We start from the raw sequence: 17961 nt of genomic DNA, 5'->3' as shown, positions 1-17961 counted from the left end.
CCGATGAATGGCGCGAGACAATGTTGCGGCCTCCCATGACTACGACGGAAGGCGAAACCCGAAGTCCCAGAACGCAAGGCCGGCGCCGCAAGCGAGTCAACCGCGTGTTCGCGCCGGACGCTCGTACGATTTCAGGTAGATCCCTTCCAGGTGTTGACAGTGGAGGTCGCAGTGACTCGGCTGGCCACCTTCGCCATCAGACTCGGGGTGCTGGTGGCCCTGGCTTTGCCATGCCTGTTCCAACCGGTCCAGGACCGGCCGTACCGGACGCTGACGCTGGACCTGCGGCTCAAACCTGTCGCTGTGATCGGCGACTCCTATACCACCGGCACCGACGAGGGCGGCATCGGCCCGAAATCGTGGACCGCCCGCACGTGGCGCACGCTCACCGCCCCTGGCCTGCGCATCGCCAGTGACGTGGCCGCCGAGGGCAGAGCCGGGTACGGGACGATCGGCGACCACGGCAGCATCTTCCAGGACCTGACCGCCAGGGCGGTCAAGCCGGAAGACGTCCTGGTGGTGTTCTTCGGCTCCCGCAACGACCAGGACGTCGACCCGGTGCTGCTGGCCCAACGCGTCCATGCCACGTTCGCTCTGGCGCGGCGGCGGGCGCCGGCGGCGCGGTTCCTGGTGGTCGGACCGCCGTGGCCGACGGCCGATGTGCCGGTGCCGGTACTGGTGATTCGCGACGTGCTGGCCGGTGCCGCATGGGCCGCGGGCGCGGATTTCGTCGACCCGATCGGGGACCGCTGGTTCGTGGACCGGCCGGATCTGATCGGAGCAGACGGCGTGCACCCCAACGATGCGGGGCATGAGTACATGGCGGAGAAGATGGCGCCGCTCATTCGCTGGCAACTGTCTAGGTGAATCTAGGTGAGACGCCTCGGCGTCCGCCGCTCAACGTATTCAGTTGCGCCGCCGCGGCTTCAGTCTTCTGCGTGCCTCTCGTAATCCCAACGTTCAAGGCGCGCTTGCAATTGCAATAGACCAAGCCCGGCTACCGGCGCGGCTGCTGAAAGCAGGACCACCAGCATCGGACTCATTTCAAAAACCTCCAAAACCCTTCTATTGGTATCACGTTCGCGGCCATCGCATGGTTCATTCGCTGATAATCCACCGTCGTGTCATTCATTTGTTATGGCTCGATCGGCCAATGCGCCGATGACGGGAGCCAGGAGCTGTGCGTACTCGGTGGTCACGTGGTTGTCGTCGCGGAACACGAGGGTGTTCCCGACGATCAGCGGGCAGCGCTCCGGGCTACAGAACAGGTCGGTGAGGTCCGCGTAGGAGCCGCCGGCTGCGGTCGTCACTCGTTGTTCGGCGCCGATGCCGTCGCCGTTGACCGCCGCCGCTCGCGCCGGTGCACAGGCGCCGGCGTCGTCCAGATGAGCGGACAGGCACGTCGGCGCTGACGATTGCGGGTCGGCGACCGGGCCCAGCACCAGCACCCGCGATCCCATCCCGCGCAGCTGGGCCACCACTGTGGCCAGGGCCTTGATCCACGCCGGGTCGTAGGAGGCGAAGCTGAAGTCGGCGTGGTAGCGCCGGCTCATGCTCAGGATCACCAGCTGCGGCGGCTTGGCCGCCAGCCGGTTCACGATCTCTCCACGCCACTGCTCGCACTCGCTGTACTTGCGCCCCAGATAGGGACTGACGATTGGGATGTCCAGGAAGGGGCAGGTGACCTTGGCCATGGTCTCCAGGCGCCAGTGCCGCTGCTCGGCGACCTGCTGCAGCGCCGGATCCCACATCGCCGCGTGCGAGTCGCCGATCAGCGCCACGGTGGGGGTTGACCCGTCCCCGCTTAAGTCCCCTTTGACCGAAGCGCATTCGCTTTGTCCGACGTCACGCCAGGACCGCATGCAGCCGTTGACGAACACCGCGGCCTTGTCCGCCGGCGCCGCGGCCAGCGTCGGAGTGAGGTTGGACGGCACGGCGTGCTGTGCGGCAGCGACCGCGAGCATCTCGCGCGCCTGGGCGAATGCCTGCCGGACCGCCGCTTGCTGCGGAGCGACCTGTGGATCGGGAGCGGGTGGCAGCGCGACGATTCGGGCCTGCGGAGCGGCAACGCCGTGTCCCACCGGCGCCGGCACGGCGGTCAGCAAGACCGCGCACGCGCACACGGCGACTCCGCTGGCGGCACCGGCCACGGCCAGACTGGCCTTCGCCGAACGGCGCAACGCCGCGGCGAACCGGCCGGGATTCTCGACGGCGTGCATCGTGATCACAGCCAGTCCGGCGGACACCGCTGTCGCAGCCAGCCTGCCCGGCAACCCGCCCGGATCACCCAGCAGGGGCGGCAGCAGCAGCAGGACCGGCCAGTGCCACAGGTACCAGGAATAGGACACCCGGCCGATCGCCCGCATCACCGGCGGGCACAGCACCCGGCCGACGCCCAAACCGCCGGTGACGCAACCGGCGCCGATCACCAGGGCGGTGCCCAGCACCGGCAGCAACGCCGAGGTGCCGGGGTAGGGCGTGTGGGGACCCAGCTGTGTAGAAGTCAGCAGGATCAGCACCAGACCGCCCCAACCCGCCACGGTCGCGGGCAGCAGGGGCAGTCGCTTCCACTGGTTGATCGTCAGCGCAACCAGGCCACCGGCGGCCAGCTCCCAGGCCCGGGTGGGCAGCGAGAAGAACGCCCACGGGGGCGAGGTGCGGGTCCAGATCACCGCGGCCGCCAGCGATGCCGCGCCCACGAGCGTCAACGCCACCAGGTAAGGCGCATGCCGCGGCATGCTGCCGCCGGCCATGCGGCGCGCCAGCCACGCCGTGGCGATGATCAATGCCGGCCACAACAGGTAGAACTGCTCCTCCACGCCCAGTGACCAGTAGTGCTGGAACGGTGAGGGAGGCAGGTCGGAAATCATGTAGTCGGTGCCCTGCGCGGCGAAGCGGTAATTGCCGACGTAGAGCATGCTGGCGATGCCGTCGATGAACACCCGGCGGGCCTGCAACGGTGGCAGGACAGCCGCAGCGACGACGGCGGTCACTACGCCGACGGTGGCTGCCGCCGGTAGCAACCGTCGGGCGCGGGCGGCGTAAAAACGGCCCAGTGCAACGCTTTTGGTGGCCTGCACTTCCCGCCACAGCAATCCGGTGATCAGGAAGCCGGAGATGACGAAGAACACGTCCACGCCGATGTAGCCGCCGGCAATACCGGGGATTCCCGCGTGGTAGAGCACGACGGCGATCACGGCAACGGCGCGCAGACCCTCGATGTCCGGACGGAACGGGGCGCGGTCCTGCTGTTTCACGGGTCAGGTCGCCATCCAGGCGAGTTCGGCGGGCAGCTGCGCCCGCCAGTAGTCGACGTCGTGGCCGCCAGGGGAGAAACTGCCGGCCGGCTTCTGCTTGAGCTGGCTCACGAACTGGCTCGAGGCGAAGAAGAAGCGGTCGCCGATGCCGCAGTCGACCCTGACGGGAATCGAGTTGAGCACCGGCAGGCCGAATACGGTATTGCGGTTCCAGTCGTCGATGCTGTCGAATGCCCCTGGCGCGCTGCCGATATAGGACATGTAGAGCGCCGGGCTGATCGCGCAGATGCCCGCGGTGCGGGCCGGCCCCAGCCGCGCGCCCAGCAGCAGCGCGCCGTACCCGCCCATCGACCAGCCCAGGAAACCCACCCGTGAGGTGTCCATGCCCATCGACGTAAGCATCGGCAGCAGCTCTTCGAGCACCATGGTGCCGGAGTCCTCACCGTTGACGCGCCGGTGCCAATAGCTGTTGGCCCCGCCGTCCACACCGACCACCGCGAACGGCGGCTTGCCCTCGCTGACCAGTTGTGCGAGCGCATCCTCTACGCCGCAGTCCAGCATCATGTTTGCGTCGCCGTCTTTGCCGTGCAGTGCGATCACCGGCCGCAGCATTTTGGTCTGTCCCGGCGGCATGGCGATGACCCAGTTGGTTGTGATGCCGCCGCGGGCGGCCGACACGAACGAGCCGGTGAGTTTGGTGGGCAGCGTCTTGCCTGCGGTGGGCGGGTCGAACGGCGCGGGCGCGGCGGGCGCGGCCAGCGTGGTGAGCGGATCGAGCAGCGCGCTCAGGGCCCAGGCGCCGGCCGCACCGGCGCCGGCGCCGGCACCCATGCGCAGCACCGAACGGCGGGTCAGGTCGGCCACGGTGGTCAATCATGCCGCGCGTACCGGCATTTGACGCCCCTGCCACGCCGTATTGCAAGGCACTCGTAACGACGGCGTGATCCAGCGCCGCCGCAACTGCTAGCGTCCGGTGATGGCGGACGACCGGCATGACGGGGACGACAGAGCCACGCTGAAGCAAGGACTTTCGCAGCGACAGCTCAGCATGATCGCCATCGGCGGGGTGATCGGAGCCGGATTGTTCGTCGGCTCAGGGGTCGTGATCAAGGAGACCGGTCCGGCGGCGTTCCTGACCTACGCGATCTGCGGGCTGCTCATCGTCCTGGTGATGCGGATGCTGGGTGAGATGGCGGCGGCGAACCCGTCGACCGGGTCGTTCGCCGATTACGCCGCGACCGCGCTGGGCGGGTGGGCCGGATTCTCCGTCGGCTGGTTGTACTGGTACTTCTGGGTCATCGTCGTCGGATTCGAAGCGGTTGCCGGCGGCAAGGTGCTCAACTATTGGTTCCCGGCGCCGCTGTGGCTGTCCGCCTTGTGCCTGATGGTGCTGATGACCGCCACCAACCTGTTCTCGGTGTCGTCCTTCGGAGAGTTCGAATTCTGGTTCGCCGGAATCAAAGTCGCGACGATCGTGATTTTCCTCGGGGTCGGGGCGGCCTTCGTTTTCGGGCTGCTGCCCAGCCGTCAGATGGATTTCTCCAACCTGACCTCCCATGGTGGTCTCTTCCCCAAGGGAGTCGCCGCGGTGTTCGCGGCCATTGTGGTGGTGATCTTCTCCATGGTCGGGGCCGAAGTCGTCACCATTGCCGCTGCCGAGAGCCGTGATCCCGCGCGGGCTATCGCGCGGGCGACAAGGTCGGTGGTCGCCCGAATCGTCGTCTTCTTCGTCGGGTCGGTGCTGTTGCTGGTCATCATCATGCCGTGGGACTCGGTCGAACTCGGCGCCTCGCCGTACGTCGCGGCGCTGCGGCGCATGGGGCTGCCCGGGGCCGACCAGATCATGAATGCGGTGGTGCTCACTGCGGTGCTGTCCTGTCTGAACTCGGGGCTGTACACCGCATCCCGGATGCTCTTCGTGCTTGCCGGGCGCAATGAAGCGCCGGCGCGGCTGGTCCGGCTCAGTAGTCGCGGTGTCCCGGCGACCGCGATCGTGTGTTCTTCGCTGGTCGGCTTTCTGTGTGTGTTGATGGCCTGGCTGTCACCGAACACGGTGTTTCTGTTTCTGCTCAACTCGTCCGGTGCCGTGATCCTGTTCGTCTACCTGCTCATCGCTCTCTCGCAGATCATCCTGCGGCGCAGGACTTCTCCGGAGGATCTGCGCGTCAAGATGTGGCTGTTCCCGGTGCTGTCCATCCTGACAGTGCTGGGAATCGTTGCGGTGCTTGTGCAGATGGCGTTCAACCCGGGCACGCGAAGCCAGCTCTGGCTGAGTCTGTTGTCCTGGGTCGTGGTGGCGGCGGTGTACTTCCTGACGCCGTATGTTCGACGTAATAATCTGACGCGCAATCGAATTGACGAACGGGGCTGATCCCGTCAGTGTGGGCCACCGTTGCAGGGGTAACCGGCCAGATCGGGTCGAGACTCATACGCAACAGCCCGGGCAGGCAAACGCCCTTGTCAGCGGGGTCCGCTGACAAGGGCGCTTGATAAAGGCGTCAGGCCGGGGGCCGGGGGGTGGCGGTCGGCTGGATCGCGGCGTCGGTGGTGTTGCGACGCTTGAGCCCGGCGAGCCCGGCCAGACCCAGGAGGCCGGCGAGTCCCCACAGTCCGGTGTTGTCACTGTGCTGGTTGGTGTTGTCGGTGTCGGCCAGCGTGGTGGTCGTTGCGGAGGGAACGGGAGCCTGGTCGACGGCGGCACTTGCCACACCAGCTCCCCCGAACAGAAGTGCGGTTGCGGCGCAGCCGGCAGCCATCGTGTTACGCATGTCATGTACTCCTTTCGGCCGCGAACGGCCGCAAGCGGATCCGAACCAGTTTGATCTAGTTCGTCTGTCGTCGGCGCGAAGTGGATGACTCCGGCGCCGCGGTGCACTGGTACCCCGGCAAGATCGGGTGAAACGTCGTCTCCGCGAAATCGACGAATAGCGAAAAATTCTGTTGCACAGCGAAATAGCGATACTGTGCAGACGCCCGCGCGGCACAACGCACGCTGTTTCGCGCCGATCGCGGTGGGTACTTCCTAAGCCATGGTGTCATTGTGGTTAGCTGACCGCGGCCAAAAACCGTGGGACGGCCGAACCTCCGAATCCGTTGGGGGATCCGCCGATGTCGTAGTGGTCGGGGCCGGTATCACCGGCTTGATTACAGCGGTGCTGCTGGCCCGTGCCGGCAAGGATGTGCTGGTACTAGAGGCACGGTCAGTGGCCGCCGGAGCCAGCGGAAACACCACTGCCAAGATGAGCCTGCTGCAAAGCACACACCTGAGCAAAATCCTTGCGCGGCATGGCCGAAGCACCGCCAGGGCGTATGTCGAGGGCAATCGCGAAGGTATGGAATGGGTGCTGCACCACTGCGACACTCACAACATTGATGTGCAACGGGAGGACGCGTACACCTACGCGCAATCGGCACGGGGTGTGCCTGCGGCGCGCGCGGAATGGCTCGCGTGCAGCGCTGTCGGGCTGCCCGTGACGTGGGACGACCGTGCGGAGGTTCCCTTTCCGTTTCACGGCGGCGTGCGACTGCCTGAGCAGGCGCAGTTCGATCCGGTCCCTTTCCTGGACAGTCTGGTCGTCGAACTGCTCGATCGCGGCGGACGGCTTGCCGAGGGTGCGCGGGTGCGCAAAGTGTCCAGCAGTGGTGATGGGCTCAGGCTGCACGTCAACACCGGCGCAGGCGAACAGACCGCGGACGGCACCGAGGCGGACTCCGAGGTGTTCGCCCGGCAACTCGTGCTGGCAACCGGCATCCCGATTCTCGACCGGGGTGGTTACTTCGCCCGGCTGAAACCGAGCCGGTCCTACTGCATGGCTTACCGGGTGCCGGGTCCGATCACCCGGGCGATGATGATCTCGGCCGACTCGCCGACCCGCTCCGTCCGCTATGCCCCGACCCCGGACGGGGAGGTGCTGATCGTCGGAGGCGCCGGACACCCGGTGGGACGCAAGAAAAGTCCTTCGGTGGCGCTCGCCGAACTCGACGGGTGGACCCGCGAACATTTCCCCGGAGCCGAGCAGACCCATTACTGGTCGGCGCAGGACTACACGCCGATCGATCAGCTGCCCTACGTGGGACCGATTCTGCCGAACAACGAAAAGATATTCGTGGCAACCGGTTTCAACAAATGGGGGATGACCAACGGACCGGCGGCCGCGCTGGCGCTGTCTAGTCGCATTCTGGGCGGCCGGATGGACTGGGCAGGCGCATTTGCCAGCTGGAGTCCGCACGAATTGGCCGGAGTGACCACTGCTTTGAGCGCGAACCTTGAGGTGGGATTCAACCTGGCCCGAGGCTGGGTCACGCCGTCGACGCGAATCGGGCGATCCAGTCCCAAGTCCGGCGGGGTCGTCAGCGGGCCGCCCTGGAACCTGCAGGCGCGGTGTGTGGTCGACGGTGTGGAGCACACGGTGTCTCCCGTTTGCACCCATCTCGGCGGGATCGTGAATTGGAACGATGCTGACCAGGCATGGGAGTGCCCACTGCACGCGTCGCGGTTCGCGCCGGACGGCACCCTGCTCGAGGGCCCTGCCACAACGGACCTGACCAGGTCTAGGTGATCCAGCACCGGGGGCACACTGGCGTCGCGGCGCCCACCCAGCGCATCGGAACGCCAAGTGCCGCTGCGTATTGCGCGAAGTCAGTGTCCTCCCCGGTCGCCGGGGGATTCCGGTGGAGGGCGGCCTATGCCGTGAATCACCCGGTGGCCCAACCCCGTTCGATCGTCTTGACCAGCGCGGTGAGGGTGGCGTTGACCGGGGCGTCGACCCCCACGCGTGCTCCCTGGCGAGGTACCGCGCCGTTGATGACGTCGATCTCGCTGACTCGGCGTGCTTCGTGATCCAGTAGCGCCGAGGGCTTCGCGTCCGGCATGCCGGCGCCGAAGGTGCGGACATGTTCGACGGGGTCGCTGACCTTGATGTCGATGTCCGAAGCGAAGGCCACCCGCCACGCTTCCTTGGCCGCGGCCCGGCTGACCGGGCCCATCTCCGGATCGTCCATGACCTGGCCGACCGTCATTCCGGTCAGCGCACACGGCGCGCTGTAGGCGACATTGCAGATCAGCTTTTCCCACTGCATTGCCGCGATGTCCGTGACTGCCGCGGCGTCGAATCCGGCATCGGCCCAGGCCTGTGCGATCGACTCGACCGTGGACGGGGGCAGCGAGGAATAGGCTCCGAAACGCATGGCGCGCATGGCGTTATGGCGCACATGTCCGGGTGCCACCCGGGCGGCGCCGAACCCGCTGGCGATCCCGACGGCCAATCGCTGGTCGCCCACGATGTCGGCGACGGTGTCCGCTGAGCCCAGGCCGTTCTGAATGGTCAAAACCGACGTCTTGTCGCCCAGCATCGGAACGGCCTGCCGCGCGGCGGTCGCCACGTCAGCGGCCTTGACCGCCAGCACGATCAGGTCCATGGTCTCCGCCGGCGCGACGGTGTTAGCCCGCAGTTGCACCGTCTGGTCGTAATCCGGCCCGGTGACCCGCAGGCCGTGCCGGGCGATCTGGTCGATGCCCGGTTGGTGCCGGTCGACGACCAGTACCTCGTTGCCCGCGGCGGCGAGTTTGGCGGCGTAGATGGAACCCATTGCACCGCAGCCGATTACCGCCACTTTCATCGCTGTGCTCCTAAGCTGTCAGTTCGGCGATCGCCTCGGCCAGGCCGTGCTTGAGTTCCAGCCCGAAGCCCGGTGCCTGCGTCGGCGTGATCCTGCCGTCGCGCACCGCGCAGCCTTCTGAGTAGCCCCCGAACGGCTGGAAGACACCAGGGTAGGACTCGCAGCCACCCAAACCCAGTCCGGTGGCAATGTGCAGATTGATCAGGTGGCCGCCGTGTGGGTAGGCGAAGCGGCGGTCGAACCCGTGCGCTTCGAGTACCTCGAGCATCCGCGCGTACTCGGTCAGGCCATAGCTCAGCCCGGCATCCATCTGGAAGATGTCCCGGCCGGACCGCATGCCCCCATACCGGACCAGGTTGACCACGTCGGGCACCGAGAACAGGTTCTCCCCGGTGGCGATCGCGCCGCCGTAACAGTCCGCCACCGCGCGGTTGAGCTCGAAATCCAGCGGATCGCCCGGCTCTTCGTACCAGCGCAACCGGTAGCCGGCCAGCGCCGCGGCCCACTCGGTGGCCGCCGACCGGTCGAACCGCCCATTCGCGTCCACCGCGACGCGGCCGCCGTCGCCGAGCACGTCGACGACGGTGTCCACCCGGGCCAGATCGTCGGCGAGTGGCGCGCCGCCGATCTTCATCTTCACCGCGTCATACCCCTGGTCGAGGTAGGACCGCATCTCGTCGCGCAAGGCGTCCGGGCCGGCGCCCGGGTAGTAATAGCCCCCGGCGGCGTACACCGGAACCGACTTCTGTGGTTCGCGGCCGAAGCTGCGCGCCACCGTCACGCAGGCGGGTTCGTCGTCGAGTTTGGCGTTGAGGTCCCAGCACGCCAGTTCCAGGGCGGCGGCCGCGGCGGCGCGGTCACCGTGCCCACCCGGTTTCTCGTCGCGCAGCGCGCAGGCGAGCACCGCCGCCGGGTCGAGCCGTCCCGAGCCGTCCAGCAGCGTGTCCGGCGGTGCCGCAAGCACCCGCGGAATCATCCGGTCCCGCAGGATCCCACTCTGGGCGAATCTGCCGATCGAGTTGAACGCGACACCGACCACGCGTCTCCCGCCGTGGACGCCGATCAGCGCTACCAGCGAGACGGTGTGACCGGCAAAGTTGACCAGCGCGTTCGCCGGGCTGCCCTGCAGCGCGACGGCCCGCTCCCGGATCTCGGTGAGTTGCGTCACTCGCTTTTGGCCAGCAGCACGGCCTGCTCGAACGGCAGCCGGGTGAACACCGGCCGCAACCCCCGGGTGACATACGGCGCCGCGTCGAGCTTGGTCATCACGCGCGGGTCGGTGACCCCGAAGGTCTTGCCGTAGCGCTGCAAACGTCCGCCGCCGGCCGCCTTGAGATTCTTCAGCCAGTCCCGGTCCGGCCCGTAGGTCAGCATGATCACCACCCCGGGCCGTCCGTCGATGTCGGCCGTGAACACCACCAACGGAGTGCGGTACTGCTTGCCCGAGCGGCGGCCGACATGCGCCAGGATGCCGTGCAGAGGGATCCAACCGGCCCACAGTCGCTGGATGGGATTGGTGACGTAGCGATTGAAGCGCGCCAGCCATTGGGGTAGTTGCATGACGTAACTCTTACACCCTGTAGTTGATCCTGTCGGCACGGCTGGGACACTGGTCAGCATGGGGACTGACCAGGCAACCGCGCAGGTGCGCGCCTCGGCGCAGCTGTTCGCCAACGCCTGCGCGGTGATACCGGGCGGGGTGAACTCGCCGGTGCGCGCGTTCACCGCGGTGGGTGGCACGCCGCGGTTCATCACCGAGGCACACGGCTGCCGGCTCACCGACGCCGACGGCAACACGTACGTCGACCTGGTCTGCTCCTGGGGGCCGATGATCCTGGGGCATGCTTACCCCGCCGTCGTCGACGCCGTCACCAAGGCCGCTGCGCACGGACTCTCATTCGGGGCACCGACTCCTACCGAGACCGAACTGGCCACCGAGATCATCGGACGCGTCGCCCCCGTCGAGCGCCTCAGGCTGGTGAACTCCGGCACCGAGGCCACCATGAGTGCCATCCGGCTGGCCCGCGGCTTCACCGGCCGGCCCAAGATCGTTAAGTTCTCCGGTTGCTACCACGGGCATGCGGATGCGTTGCTGGCCGACGCGGGGTCGGGGGTGGCCACCCTGGGTCTGCCGTCGTCCCCCGGCGTGACGGGGGCGGCTGCAGCCGACACGATCGTGTTGCCCTACAACGACATTGATGCGGTTCAGGAGACCTTTGCCCGGTTCGGGGAGCAGGTCGCCGCGGTGATTACCGAGGCCAGCCCCGGCAACATGGGGGTGGTCCCGCCGGCACCGGGCTACAACGCGGCGCTGCGCGCGATCACCGCCGAGCACGGCGCGCTGCTGATCGTCGACGAGGTGATGACCGGATTCCGGGTGAGCCGCAGTGGCTGGTACGGAATAGATCCCGTCGATGCAGACCTGTTCGCCTTCGGCAAGGTGATGAGCGGCGGCCTGCCCGCCGCGGCGTTCGGCGGCCGGGTCGAGGTGATGGAGCGACTGGCCCCGCTGGGGCCGGTGTACCAGGCCGGCACGCTGTCGGGTAACCCGGTGGCAATGGCGGCCGGGCTGGCCACCTTGCGCGCCGCGGACGACTCCGTGTACGCCGCACTGGACGCCAACGCCGACCGGCTGTCCGGCCTGCTCGCCGACGCGCTGACGAATGCCGGTGTTGCGCACCAGATTCAGCGTGGGGGCAGCATGCTCAGCGTGTTCTTCACCGAAACACCGGTGACCGACTTCGCATCCGCGCGGGCCAGCCAGACCTGGCGCTATGCGCCGTTCTTTCATGCTCTGCTCGAGGGGGGCGTCTACCCACCGTGCAGCGCCTTCGAGGCGTGGTTCGTCTCGGCCGCTCTGGACGACGCGGCCTTCGAGCGGATCGCCGACGCGCTACCCGCCGCGGCCGCCGCCGCGGCACAGGAGGAACGAACCTGATGGCCGAACAGACCCGGGTCCACGTCATACGGCACGGCGAGGTGCACAACCCCAGCGGCATCCTCTACGGGCGGCTGCCCGGTTTCCGCTTGTCGGAGAACGGTGCCGCACAGGCCTCCGCGGTCGCCGACTACCTGGCGCACCGCGACATCGTCGCAGTGATCGCCTCGCCCCTGCAGCGGGCCCAGGAGACCGCCGCACCCATCGCCGCCCGGCACAACCTGATGGTGGACACCGACCCCGACCTGATCGAATCGGCCAACTTCTTCGAAGGCCGCAAGGTGAGTCCGGGTGACGGCGCCTGGCGCGACCCGCGGGTGTGGTGGCAGCTGCGCAACCCTTTCACCCCGTCCTGGGGTGAGCCGTATGCCGAGATCGCCGCCCGGATGGCGGCCGCGGCGGACAAGGCGCGGGCGCGTGCCGCCGGCCACGAGGCGGTCTGCGTCAGCCACCAGTTGCCGGTATGGACGCTGCGAATGCACGTGACGGGCCGACGGCTCTGGCACGACCCGCGCCGGCGGGAGTGTGGGCTGGCGTCGGTGACGTCGCTGGTCTACGAAGGCGACCGGTTGGTCGACGTGGAGTACGCAGAACCGGCGGCCGGATGAACGTAGGGCGGTGGGTGGTCACCGCAATGGTGGTGGCGGGGCTGCTCTCGGGCTGCTCCGGGAAGGATGCCGTCGCGCAGGGCGGGACCTTCGAGTTCGTGTCCCCGGGCGGCAAGACCGACATCTTCTACAACCCGCCGGAAAGCCGGGGCCGGCCGGGCGCCCTGTCCGGGCCCAGCCTGACCGACCCGGCGCGGACCCTCTCGCTGAACGACTTTCCCGGCCGGGTCGTCGTCATCAATGTGTGGGGCCAGTGGTGCGGCCCGTGCCGGGCCGAGATCGGCCAGCTACAACGGGTGTATGACGCGACTCGTGATTCGGGCGTCTCGTTTCTCGGGATCGACGTCCGCGACAACAGCCGCGAGGCGGCTCAGGACTTCGTCAACGACCGGCATGTGACGTTCCCGTCGATCTACGACCCGCCGATGCGCACCCTGATCGCCTTCGGTGGCAAGTACCCGACCACCGTGATTCCCTCGACGCTGGTGCTGGACCGGCAACACCGGGTAGCTGCGGTGTTCCTGCGCGAACTGCTCGCGGAGGACCTGCAGCCGGTGGTCCAGCGGATCGCCGCCGAAGCTCCGGCCCCGACGTCGGGACCGCAGTGACCGGTTTCGCCCACATCGCCTCCGCCGGGCCACTGGTGGTGGCACTCGGGGTCTGCCTACTGGCCGGACTGGTGTCGTTCGCGTCGCCGTGCGTGGTGCCGCTGGTGCCGGGCTATCTGTCGTACCTGGCGGCGGTGGTGGGCGTCGAAGAGGGCGAGCCGGCGGGCAACGGTGCCGGCACCCTGAAGGCGCCGCCCACCGCACGCTGGCGGGTCGCCGGATCGGCGGCGCTGTTCGTCGCCGGGTTCACCGCGGTGTTCGTGCTGGGCACCGTCGTCGTGCTCGGCATGACGACCACGCTGATCACCAATCAGCTGCTGTTGCAGCGGGTCGGCGGCGTGCTGACCATCGTCATGGGGTTGGTGTTCGTCGGGCTCATCCCGGCTCTGCAGCGGCAGGCCCGGTTCAGCCCGCGGCAGTGGACCTCGGTCGCGGGAGCGCCACTGCTGGGCGCGGTGTTCGCGCTGGGCTGGACGCCGTGCCTGGGCCCGACGCTGACCGGGGTGATCACGGTGGCCTCCGCCACCGACGGCGCCAACGTGGCCCGTGGGATCGCGCTGGTGATCGCGTACTGCCTGGGGCTGGGCATCCCGTTCGTGTTGCTGGCGTTCGGCTCGGCGAGTGCGATGGCCGGGTTGGGCTGGCTGCGCCGCCATACCCGGACGATCCAGGTGTTCGGCGGCGTGTTGTTGATCGCGGTGGGCGCGGCCCTGGTCACCGGGGTGTGGAACGACTTCGTGTCGTGGCTGCGTGACGCCTTCGTCTCCGACGTGAGGCTGCCGATCTGATGGTGCGAGCAGACACAAAAGAACCTCGGAGCGCCCGCTCCCAGGGGTTTTTGCGTCTGGTCGCGGGGAAGGTGCGCAACACCTGGCGGTCGTTGACGTCGATGGGCACCGCGCTGGTGCTGCTGTTCCTGCTTGCCCTGGGCGCGATCCCCGGAGCGCTGCTGCCGCAGCGCAGCCTCAACGCCGGCAAAGTCGACGAATACCTGCATACGCATCCGGTGATCGGGCCGTGGCTCAACGAGTTGCAGGCCTTCGACGTGTTCTCCAGCTTCTGGTTCACGGCTATCTACGTGCTGCTGTTCGTGTCGCTGGTCGGCTGCCTGACCCCGCGGATCGTCGAGCACGCCCGCAGCCTGCGGGCGAGGCCGGTGGCCGCGCCACGCAATCTGAGCAGACTGCCCAAGCATGCCCGGGCAGGGGCCGTGGGCGACCCGGAAGCCCTGGCCACGACGGTCACCGACCGGCTGCGCGGGTGGCGCACCACCACGCGGCGTACCGGTGACACCGTCGAAGTCTCCGCCGAGAAGGGCTACCTGCGGGAGTTCGGCAACCTCGTCTTTCACTTCTCGCTGCTCGGTCTGCTGGTCGCCGTCGCGGCGGGGAAGCTGTTCGGCTACGAGGGCAACGTGATCGTCATCGCCGACGGCGGACCCGGATTCTGTTCGGCGACGCCGGCAGCGTTCGATTCGTTCCGCGCCGGCAACACCGTCGACGGCACGTCTTTGCACCCGATCTGCTTGCGGGTCAACAACTTTCAAGCGAACTACCTGCCGTCCGGGCAGGCCACCTCGTTCGCGGCCGACATCGCCTACCAGGCCGGGGACGACCTGACGTCCAACACCTGGCGGCCCTACCGGCTCGAGGTCAACCACCCCCTGCGCATCGGCGGCAACCGGGTGTACCTGCAGGGCCACGGTTACGCCCCCACCTTCACCGTGACGTTCCCCAACGGTCAGACCCGCACCTCGACCGTGCAGTGGCGGCCCGATAACCCGCAGACCCTGCTGTCCTCCGGCGTGGCGCGCATCGATCCGCCGGCCGGCAGCTATCCAACCGCCGAGGAGCGACGGCAACACGAGATCGCGATTCAGGGCCTGCTGGCGCCCACCGAACAGCTCGACGGCGCGCTGCTGTCGTCGCGGTTCCCGGCGCTCAACGACCCGGCTGTGGCCATCGACATCTACCGGGGCGACACCGGACTGGACACCGGGCGGCCCCAGTCGCTGTTCAACCTCGACCCGCGGCTGATCGAACAGGGCCGGTTGACCAAGGAGAAGCGGGTCAACCTGCGCGTCGGTGAACAGGTCCGGATCGACCAGGGGCCGGCGGCCGGCACGACGGTCCGCTTCGACGGTGCGGTGCCGTTCGTCAACCTGCAGGTCTCGCACGACCCCGGACAGGTCTGGGTGCTGGTCTTCGCCATCACGATGATGGCCGGACTGTTGGTGTCACTGCTGGTACGCCGGCGCCGCGTGTGGGTTCGCCTCACGCCCACTGCGGATACCGTTGACGTCGAATTGGGCGGCCTGGCTCGTACCGACAACTCCGGATGGGGCGACGAGTTCGAGCGGCTGACCGAGCGGTTGGTGGCCGGGTTTGGCGCAGTCCCAGATGCCGAACGAGCCGAAACGAAAGTGGACGTCACATGAATACCCAGCACATCAACATCGGTCTGGCCCGGTACTCCGACTGGGCGTTCACCTCGGCCGTAGTGGCGCTGGTGGTGGCGCTGCTGCTGCTGGCCTACGAGCTTGCCTACGTCCGCGCCCGCAAGCTCGAAACCGTCGCCGTCGGCGCCGCGACTGTGACCACCGACAGCGCCGCGCCCGGCATCGTCGCGGAGGCACCACAGCGGCCGCTGGACGAACGCGTCGGCCGGGCCGGATTGGCGGTGCTGTACCTGGGCATCGGCCTGCTGTTCGTCTGCATCGTGCTGCGCGGGCTGGCCACCATGCGGGTGCCGTGGGGCAACATGTACGAGTTCATCAACCTGACCTGCATGTCAGGGCTGATCGCGGGCGCGGTCGTGCTGCGCCGGCCCCAGTACCGTCCGCTGTGGGTCTTTCTGCTGCTGCCGATCCTGATCCTGCTGACGGTGTCCGGACGCTGGCTCTACACCAACGCCGCACCGGTGATGCCCGCCCTGCAGTCCTACTGGCTGCCCATCCACGTGTCGGTGGTCAGCCTCGGGTCCGGGGTGTTCATGGTCGCCGGCATCTCCAGCATCCTGTTCCTGTTGCGCACGTCGCGGTTCGGTGATCCCGGCGCCCAGGGCCGGCTGCCGCGGCTGGTGCAGCGGTTCCCCGATGCGCAGACGCTGGACCGGATCGCCTACCGCACCACGATCTTCGCCTTCCCGGTATTCGGATTCGGCGTCATTTTCGGCGCGATCTGGGCCGAGGAAGCCTGGGGCCGGTACTGGGGCTGGGACCCCAAGGAAACGGTGTCGTTCATCGCATGGGTGGTGTACGCCGCGTATCTCCACGCCAGGTCAACGGCAGGATGGCGCGATCGCAAGGCGGCCTGGATCAATGTCGCGGGCTTCGTCGCCATGGTCTTCAACCTGTTCTTCGTTAACCTGGTGACGGTCGGCCTGCACTCCTATGCGGGCGTGGGCTGACCAACGCGAGAGAGAGGGGGAGTAGGAGTGTCAGAGCACCCGACACCCGGCGCGGGGGCGCCGCGGGTTCACCCGGGCAACGGAGAAACCCCGGCTAGCCCGGATCAGCCGACCGCGCAGTTCAAGCCGGCAGACCCGGTCGGCGACGCGCCTACCCGCGCGTTCAGCGGGTTCCGCACCGAGCGGCGTAGCCCTGCCGTCGAGGCGGGCCCCGCACCCCAGCAGACCGTCGAACGCGAGCGTCCCCAGTGGGACCCCGGCCCGTCGACCGGACCGGTTTCCGGCGTCACCCGGGTGGACCCGACGGCCTACGGCGCGTACTACCCCGGACCACCCGAGGCCCCCAGCGCGCCCGAGCGGCCCCAGTTCCGGCCGGAGCCGCTGCCGCATGCGCCATATCCCGAGCTGTCCACCACCGTCCTGCTGCGGCCCGTCAAGCCGCCACCATCAGAGGGCTGGCGCCGGGCGCTCTACGTGCTGTCCGGACAGTTGATCAACCTCGGTGAGGGTCCGCGCGCGACCCGCCACAACAACCTGGTGGCTCAGATCAACCGGCCGCTGCGTGGCTGCTACCGCATCGCCGTGCTGTCGTTGAAGGGCGGCGTGGGCAAGACCACCATCACCGCATCCCTGGGGTCCACCTTCGCGTCCGTCCGGGGCGACCGGGTGGTCGCGGTGGACGCCAACCCCGACCGCGGCACGCTGAGCCAGAAGGTCCCGCTCGAGACGCCGGCGACCGTCCGGCACCTGCTGCGTGACGCGGACAGCATCGACCGCTACAGCGACGTCCGCGGTTACACCTCGCAGAATTCCGACGGGCTCGAAGTGCTGGCCTCCGAGAGTGACCCGGCCGTCTCCGAGGCGTTCAACGGCGACGACTACACCCGCACCCTCGACATCCTGGAACGGTTCTACGGCCTGGTGCTCACCGACTGCGGCACCGGACTGCTCCACTCGACGATGTCGGCGGTGCTGTCGAAGTCCGACGTGCTGATCGTCGTCGCCTCCGGGTCGATCGACGGCGCCCGCAGCGCCTCGGCGACTCTGGACTGGCTGGAGGCGCACGGCTACGAAGAGTTGGTGCGCAACTCCGTCGCGGTGATCAACGCGGTGCGGTCACGCTCCGGCAAGGTGGACATGGACAAGGTGATCGAGCACTTCGCCCGGCGGTGCCGCGCAGTGCGGGTGGTGCCCTTCGACGCTCACCTGGAGGAAGGCGCCGAAATCAGCCTGGACCGCATGAAGCGCGACACCCGTGAGGCGGTCGCGGAGCTGGCTGCCGTGGTCGCCGACGGTTTCCCGGCCGACCAGCGGCGCACCAATCCGAACTTCGTCTAGCGCGGCTTGTTATCGCCCAGTCGTCGCAAGAACTCCGGATCGTCGTCGGGCCCGATGACGCGGGTCTTCGGCGGGCTGGTCTGCGACCGCGCCGCGCGCCAGCCGAGATAGATCAACGTCCCCAGAACAAGGACGACGAGCAGGTAAAGCACTCGACACCTCCTTTGGGCAAATATACCCGCGCC

General features: G+C 68.0%; 17 protein-coding genes. 10 read left to right on the top strand and 7 right to left on the bottom strand.

Annotated elements, in window-relative coordinates; all coding sequences use genetic code 11:
- The first annotated feature begins 171 nt into the window (after window positions 1-171).
- A complete protein-coding gene (locus QXH22_RS09435) occupies window positions 172-867 on the top strand; it encodes an Rv0518 family GDSL lipase (RefSeq protein WP_306244448.1) in 696 nt (231 codons plus the stop codon).
- A gap of 257 nt (window positions 868-1124) precedes the next feature.
- On the opposite strand, the gene QXH22_RS09430 is transcribed toward QXH22_RS09435, so the two are convergent.
- Window positions 1125-3257, bottom strand: a complete 2133-nt coding sequence (locus QXH22_RS09430) for an acyltransferase family protein (RefSeq protein ID WP_306275437.1) — start codon at window positions 3255-3257, stop codon at window positions 1125-1127.
- 3 nt (window positions 3258-3260) lie between these two features.
- Window positions 3261-4088: an alpha/beta hydrolase family protein gene (locus QXH22_RS09425; protein WP_306244446.1), complete on the bottom strand. Its 828-nt coding sequence runs from the start codon at window positions 4086-4088 to the stop codon at window positions 3261-3263.
- A gap of 145 nt (window positions 4089-4233) precedes the next feature.
- On the opposite strand from QXH22_RS09425, the gene QXH22_RS09420 reads away from it, so the two are divergent.
- Window positions 4234-5628, top strand: coding sequence for an amino acid permease (locus QXH22_RS09420; protein WP_306275436.1), 1395 nt, complete (start codon window positions 4234-4236; stop codon window positions 5626-5628).
- Window positions 5629-5755: 127 nt separating this feature from the next.
- Here the strand turns inward: QXH22_RS09420 and QXH22_RS09415 are convergent, their stop codons facing one another.
- On the bottom strand, window positions 5756-6025 hold the full coding sequence (locus QXH22_RS09415; protein ID WP_306275434.1) for a WGxxGxxG family protein: 270 nt from the start codon (window positions 6023-6025) through the stop codon (window positions 5756-5758).
- Window positions 6026-6286: 261 nt separating this feature from the next.
- Here QXH22_RS09415 and QXH22_RS09410 point away from each other — a divergent pair, with 261 nt between their 5' ends.
- Window positions 6287-7816, top strand: a complete 1530-nt coding sequence (locus QXH22_RS09410; protein WP_306242509.1) for an FAD-dependent oxidoreductase — start codon at window positions 6287-6289, stop codon at window positions 7814-7816.
- A 136-nt stretch (window positions 7817-7952) separates the two neighbouring features.
- Here the strand turns inward: QXH22_RS09410 and QXH22_RS09405 are convergent, their stop codons facing one another.
- The 3 genes from QXH22_RS09405 to QXH22_RS09395 are packed head-to-tail and all read right to left on the bottom strand — an operon-like array spanning window position 7953 to window position 10436.
- Window positions 7953-8876, bottom strand: coding sequence for a ketopantoate reductase family protein (locus tag QXH22_RS09405; RefSeq protein ID WP_306275433.1), 924 nt, complete (start codon window positions 8874-8876; stop codon window positions 7953-7955).
- Window positions 8877-8886: 10 nt separating this feature from the next.
- On the bottom strand, window positions 8887-10044 hold the full coding sequence (locus tag QXH22_RS09400) for an enolase C-terminal domain-like protein (protein WP_306242505.1): 1158 nt from the start codon (window positions 10042-10044) through the stop codon (window positions 8887-8889).
- Window positions 10041-10436 carry a nitroreductase family deazaflavin-dependent oxidoreductase gene (locus QXH22_RS09395; RefSeq protein ID WP_306242502.1) on the bottom strand — a complete coding sequence of 132 codons (396 nt, stop codon included), beginning with the start codon at window positions 10434-10436 and terminating at the stop codon, window positions 10041-10043. The genes QXH22_RS09400 and QXH22_RS09395 overlap by 4 nt, the downstream gene beginning before the upstream one ends.
- Window positions 10437-10494: 58 nt before the next feature.
- Between QXH22_RS09395 and hemL the strand changes: the two genes are divergently transcribed.
- The 7 genes from hemL to QXH22_RS09360 all read left to right on the top strand — a co-directional run bounded on the left by hemL (window position 10495) and on the right by QXH22_RS09360 (window position 17776).
- Window positions 10495-11814, top strand: coding sequence for a glutamate-1-semialdehyde 2,1-aminomutase (gene hemL / locus QXH22_RS09390; RefSeq protein ID WP_306275432.1), 1320 nt, complete (start codon window positions 10495-10497; stop codon window positions 11812-11814).
- A complete protein-coding gene (locus QXH22_RS09385) occupies window positions 11814-12422 on the top strand; it encodes a histidine phosphatase family protein (RefSeq protein WP_306242499.1) in 609 nt (202 codons plus the stop codon). The genes hemL and QXH22_RS09385 overlap by 1 nt, the downstream gene beginning before the upstream one ends.
- Window positions 12419-13030, top strand: coding sequence for a TlpA disulfide reductase family protein (locus QXH22_RS09380; RefSeq protein WP_306242497.1), 612 nt, complete (start codon window positions 12419-12421; stop codon window positions 13028-13030). The genes QXH22_RS09385 and QXH22_RS09380 overlap by 4 nt, the downstream gene beginning before the upstream one ends.
- Window positions 13027-13818 (top strand): cytochrome c biogenesis CcdA family protein, encoded by a 792-nt coding sequence (locus tag QXH22_RS09375; RefSeq protein WP_306242495.1) that lies wholly within the window; start codon window positions 13027-13029, stop codon window positions 13816-13818. The genes QXH22_RS09380 and QXH22_RS09375 overlap by 4 nt, the downstream gene beginning before the upstream one ends.
- Before the next feature lie 101 nt (window positions 13819-13919).
- On the top strand, window positions 13920-15467 hold the full coding sequence (locus QXH22_RS09370; protein WP_306244444.1) for a cytochrome c biogenesis protein ResB: 1548 nt from the start codon (window positions 13920-13922) through the stop codon (window positions 15465-15467).
- A complete protein-coding gene (ccsB, locus tag QXH22_RS09365) occupies window positions 15464-16438 on the top strand; it encodes a c-type cytochrome biogenesis protein CcsB (RefSeq protein WP_306242493.1) in 975 nt (324 codons plus the stop codon). Before QXH22_RS09370 ends, ccsB begins: the two co-directional genes overlap by 4 nt.
- A gap of 27 nt (window positions 16439-16465) precedes the next feature.
- The gene (locus QXH22_RS09360) at window positions 16466-17776 is read left to right on the top strand and encodes a MinD/ParA family protein (protein WP_306242491.1); all 1311 of its coding nucleotides are present in this window, start codon (window positions 16466-16468) and stop codon (window positions 17774-17776) included.
- Here QXH22_RS09360 and QXH22_RS09355 read toward each other — a convergent pair.
- On the bottom strand, window positions 17773-17928 hold the full coding sequence (locus QXH22_RS09355) for a hypothetical protein (RefSeq protein ID WP_120791670.1): 156 nt from the start codon (window positions 17926-17928) through the stop codon (window positions 17773-17775). The genes QXH22_RS09360 and QXH22_RS09355 overlap by 4 nt on opposite strands.
- Between the last annotated feature and the right edge of the window lie 33 nt (window positions 17929-17961).

Origin of the sequence: Mycobacterium sp. TY814, from assembly GCF_030755175.1 — a bacterium.
In the GTDB taxonomy this organism is placed as follows: Bacteria; Actinomycetota; Actinomycetes; order Mycobacteriales; family Mycobacteriaceae; genus Mycobacterium.
This window is presented reverse-complemented; position numbering and strand designations above follow the sequence as displayed.

Bases quoted from the DNA above. Each gene is read 5' to 3' on its own strand.
- QXH22_RS09425 (WP_306244446.1), bottom strand. From the start codon at position 4,088: ATGGGTGCCGGCGCCGGCGCCGGTGCGGCCGGCGCCTGGGCCCTGAGC.
- QXH22_RS09420 (WP_306275436.1), top strand. From the start codon at position 4,234: ATGGCGGACGACCGGCATGACGGGGACGACAGAGCCACGCTGAAGCAA.
- QXH22_RS09415 (WP_306275434.1), bottom strand. From the start codon at position 6,025: ATGCGTAACACGATGGCTGCCGGCTGCGCCGCAACCGCACTTCTGTTC.
- QXH22_RS09410 (WP_306242509.1), top strand. From the start codon at position 6,287: ATGGTGTCATTGTGGTTAGCTGACCGCGGCCAAAAACCGTGGGACGGC.
- QXH22_RS09405 (WP_306275433.1), bottom strand. From the start codon at position 8,876: ATGAAAGTGGCGGTAATCGGCTGCGGTGCAATGGGTTCCATCTACGCC.
- QXH22_RS09395 (WP_306242502.1), bottom strand. From the start codon at position 10,436: ATGCAACTACCCCAATGGCTGGCGCGCTTCAATCGCTACGTCACCAAT.
- hemL (WP_306275432.1), top strand. From the start codon at position 10,495: ATGGGGACTGACCAGGCAACCGCGCAGGTGCGCGCCTCGGCGCAGCTG.
- QXH22_RS09385 (WP_306242499.1), top strand. From the start codon at position 11,814: ATGGCCGAACAGACCCGGGTCCACGTCATACGGCACGGCGAGGTGCAC.
- QXH22_RS09380 (WP_306242497.1), top strand. From the start codon at position 12,419: ATGAACGTAGGGCGGTGGGTGGTCACCGCAATGGTGGTGGCGGGGCTG.
- QXH22_RS09370 (WP_306244444.1), top strand. From the start codon at position 13,920: ATGGGCACCGCGCTGGTGCTGCTGTTCCTGCTTGCCCTGGGCGCGATC.
- ccsB (WP_306242493.1), top strand. From the start codon at position 15,464: ATGAATACCCAGCACATCAACATCGGTCTGGCCCGGTACTCCGACTGG.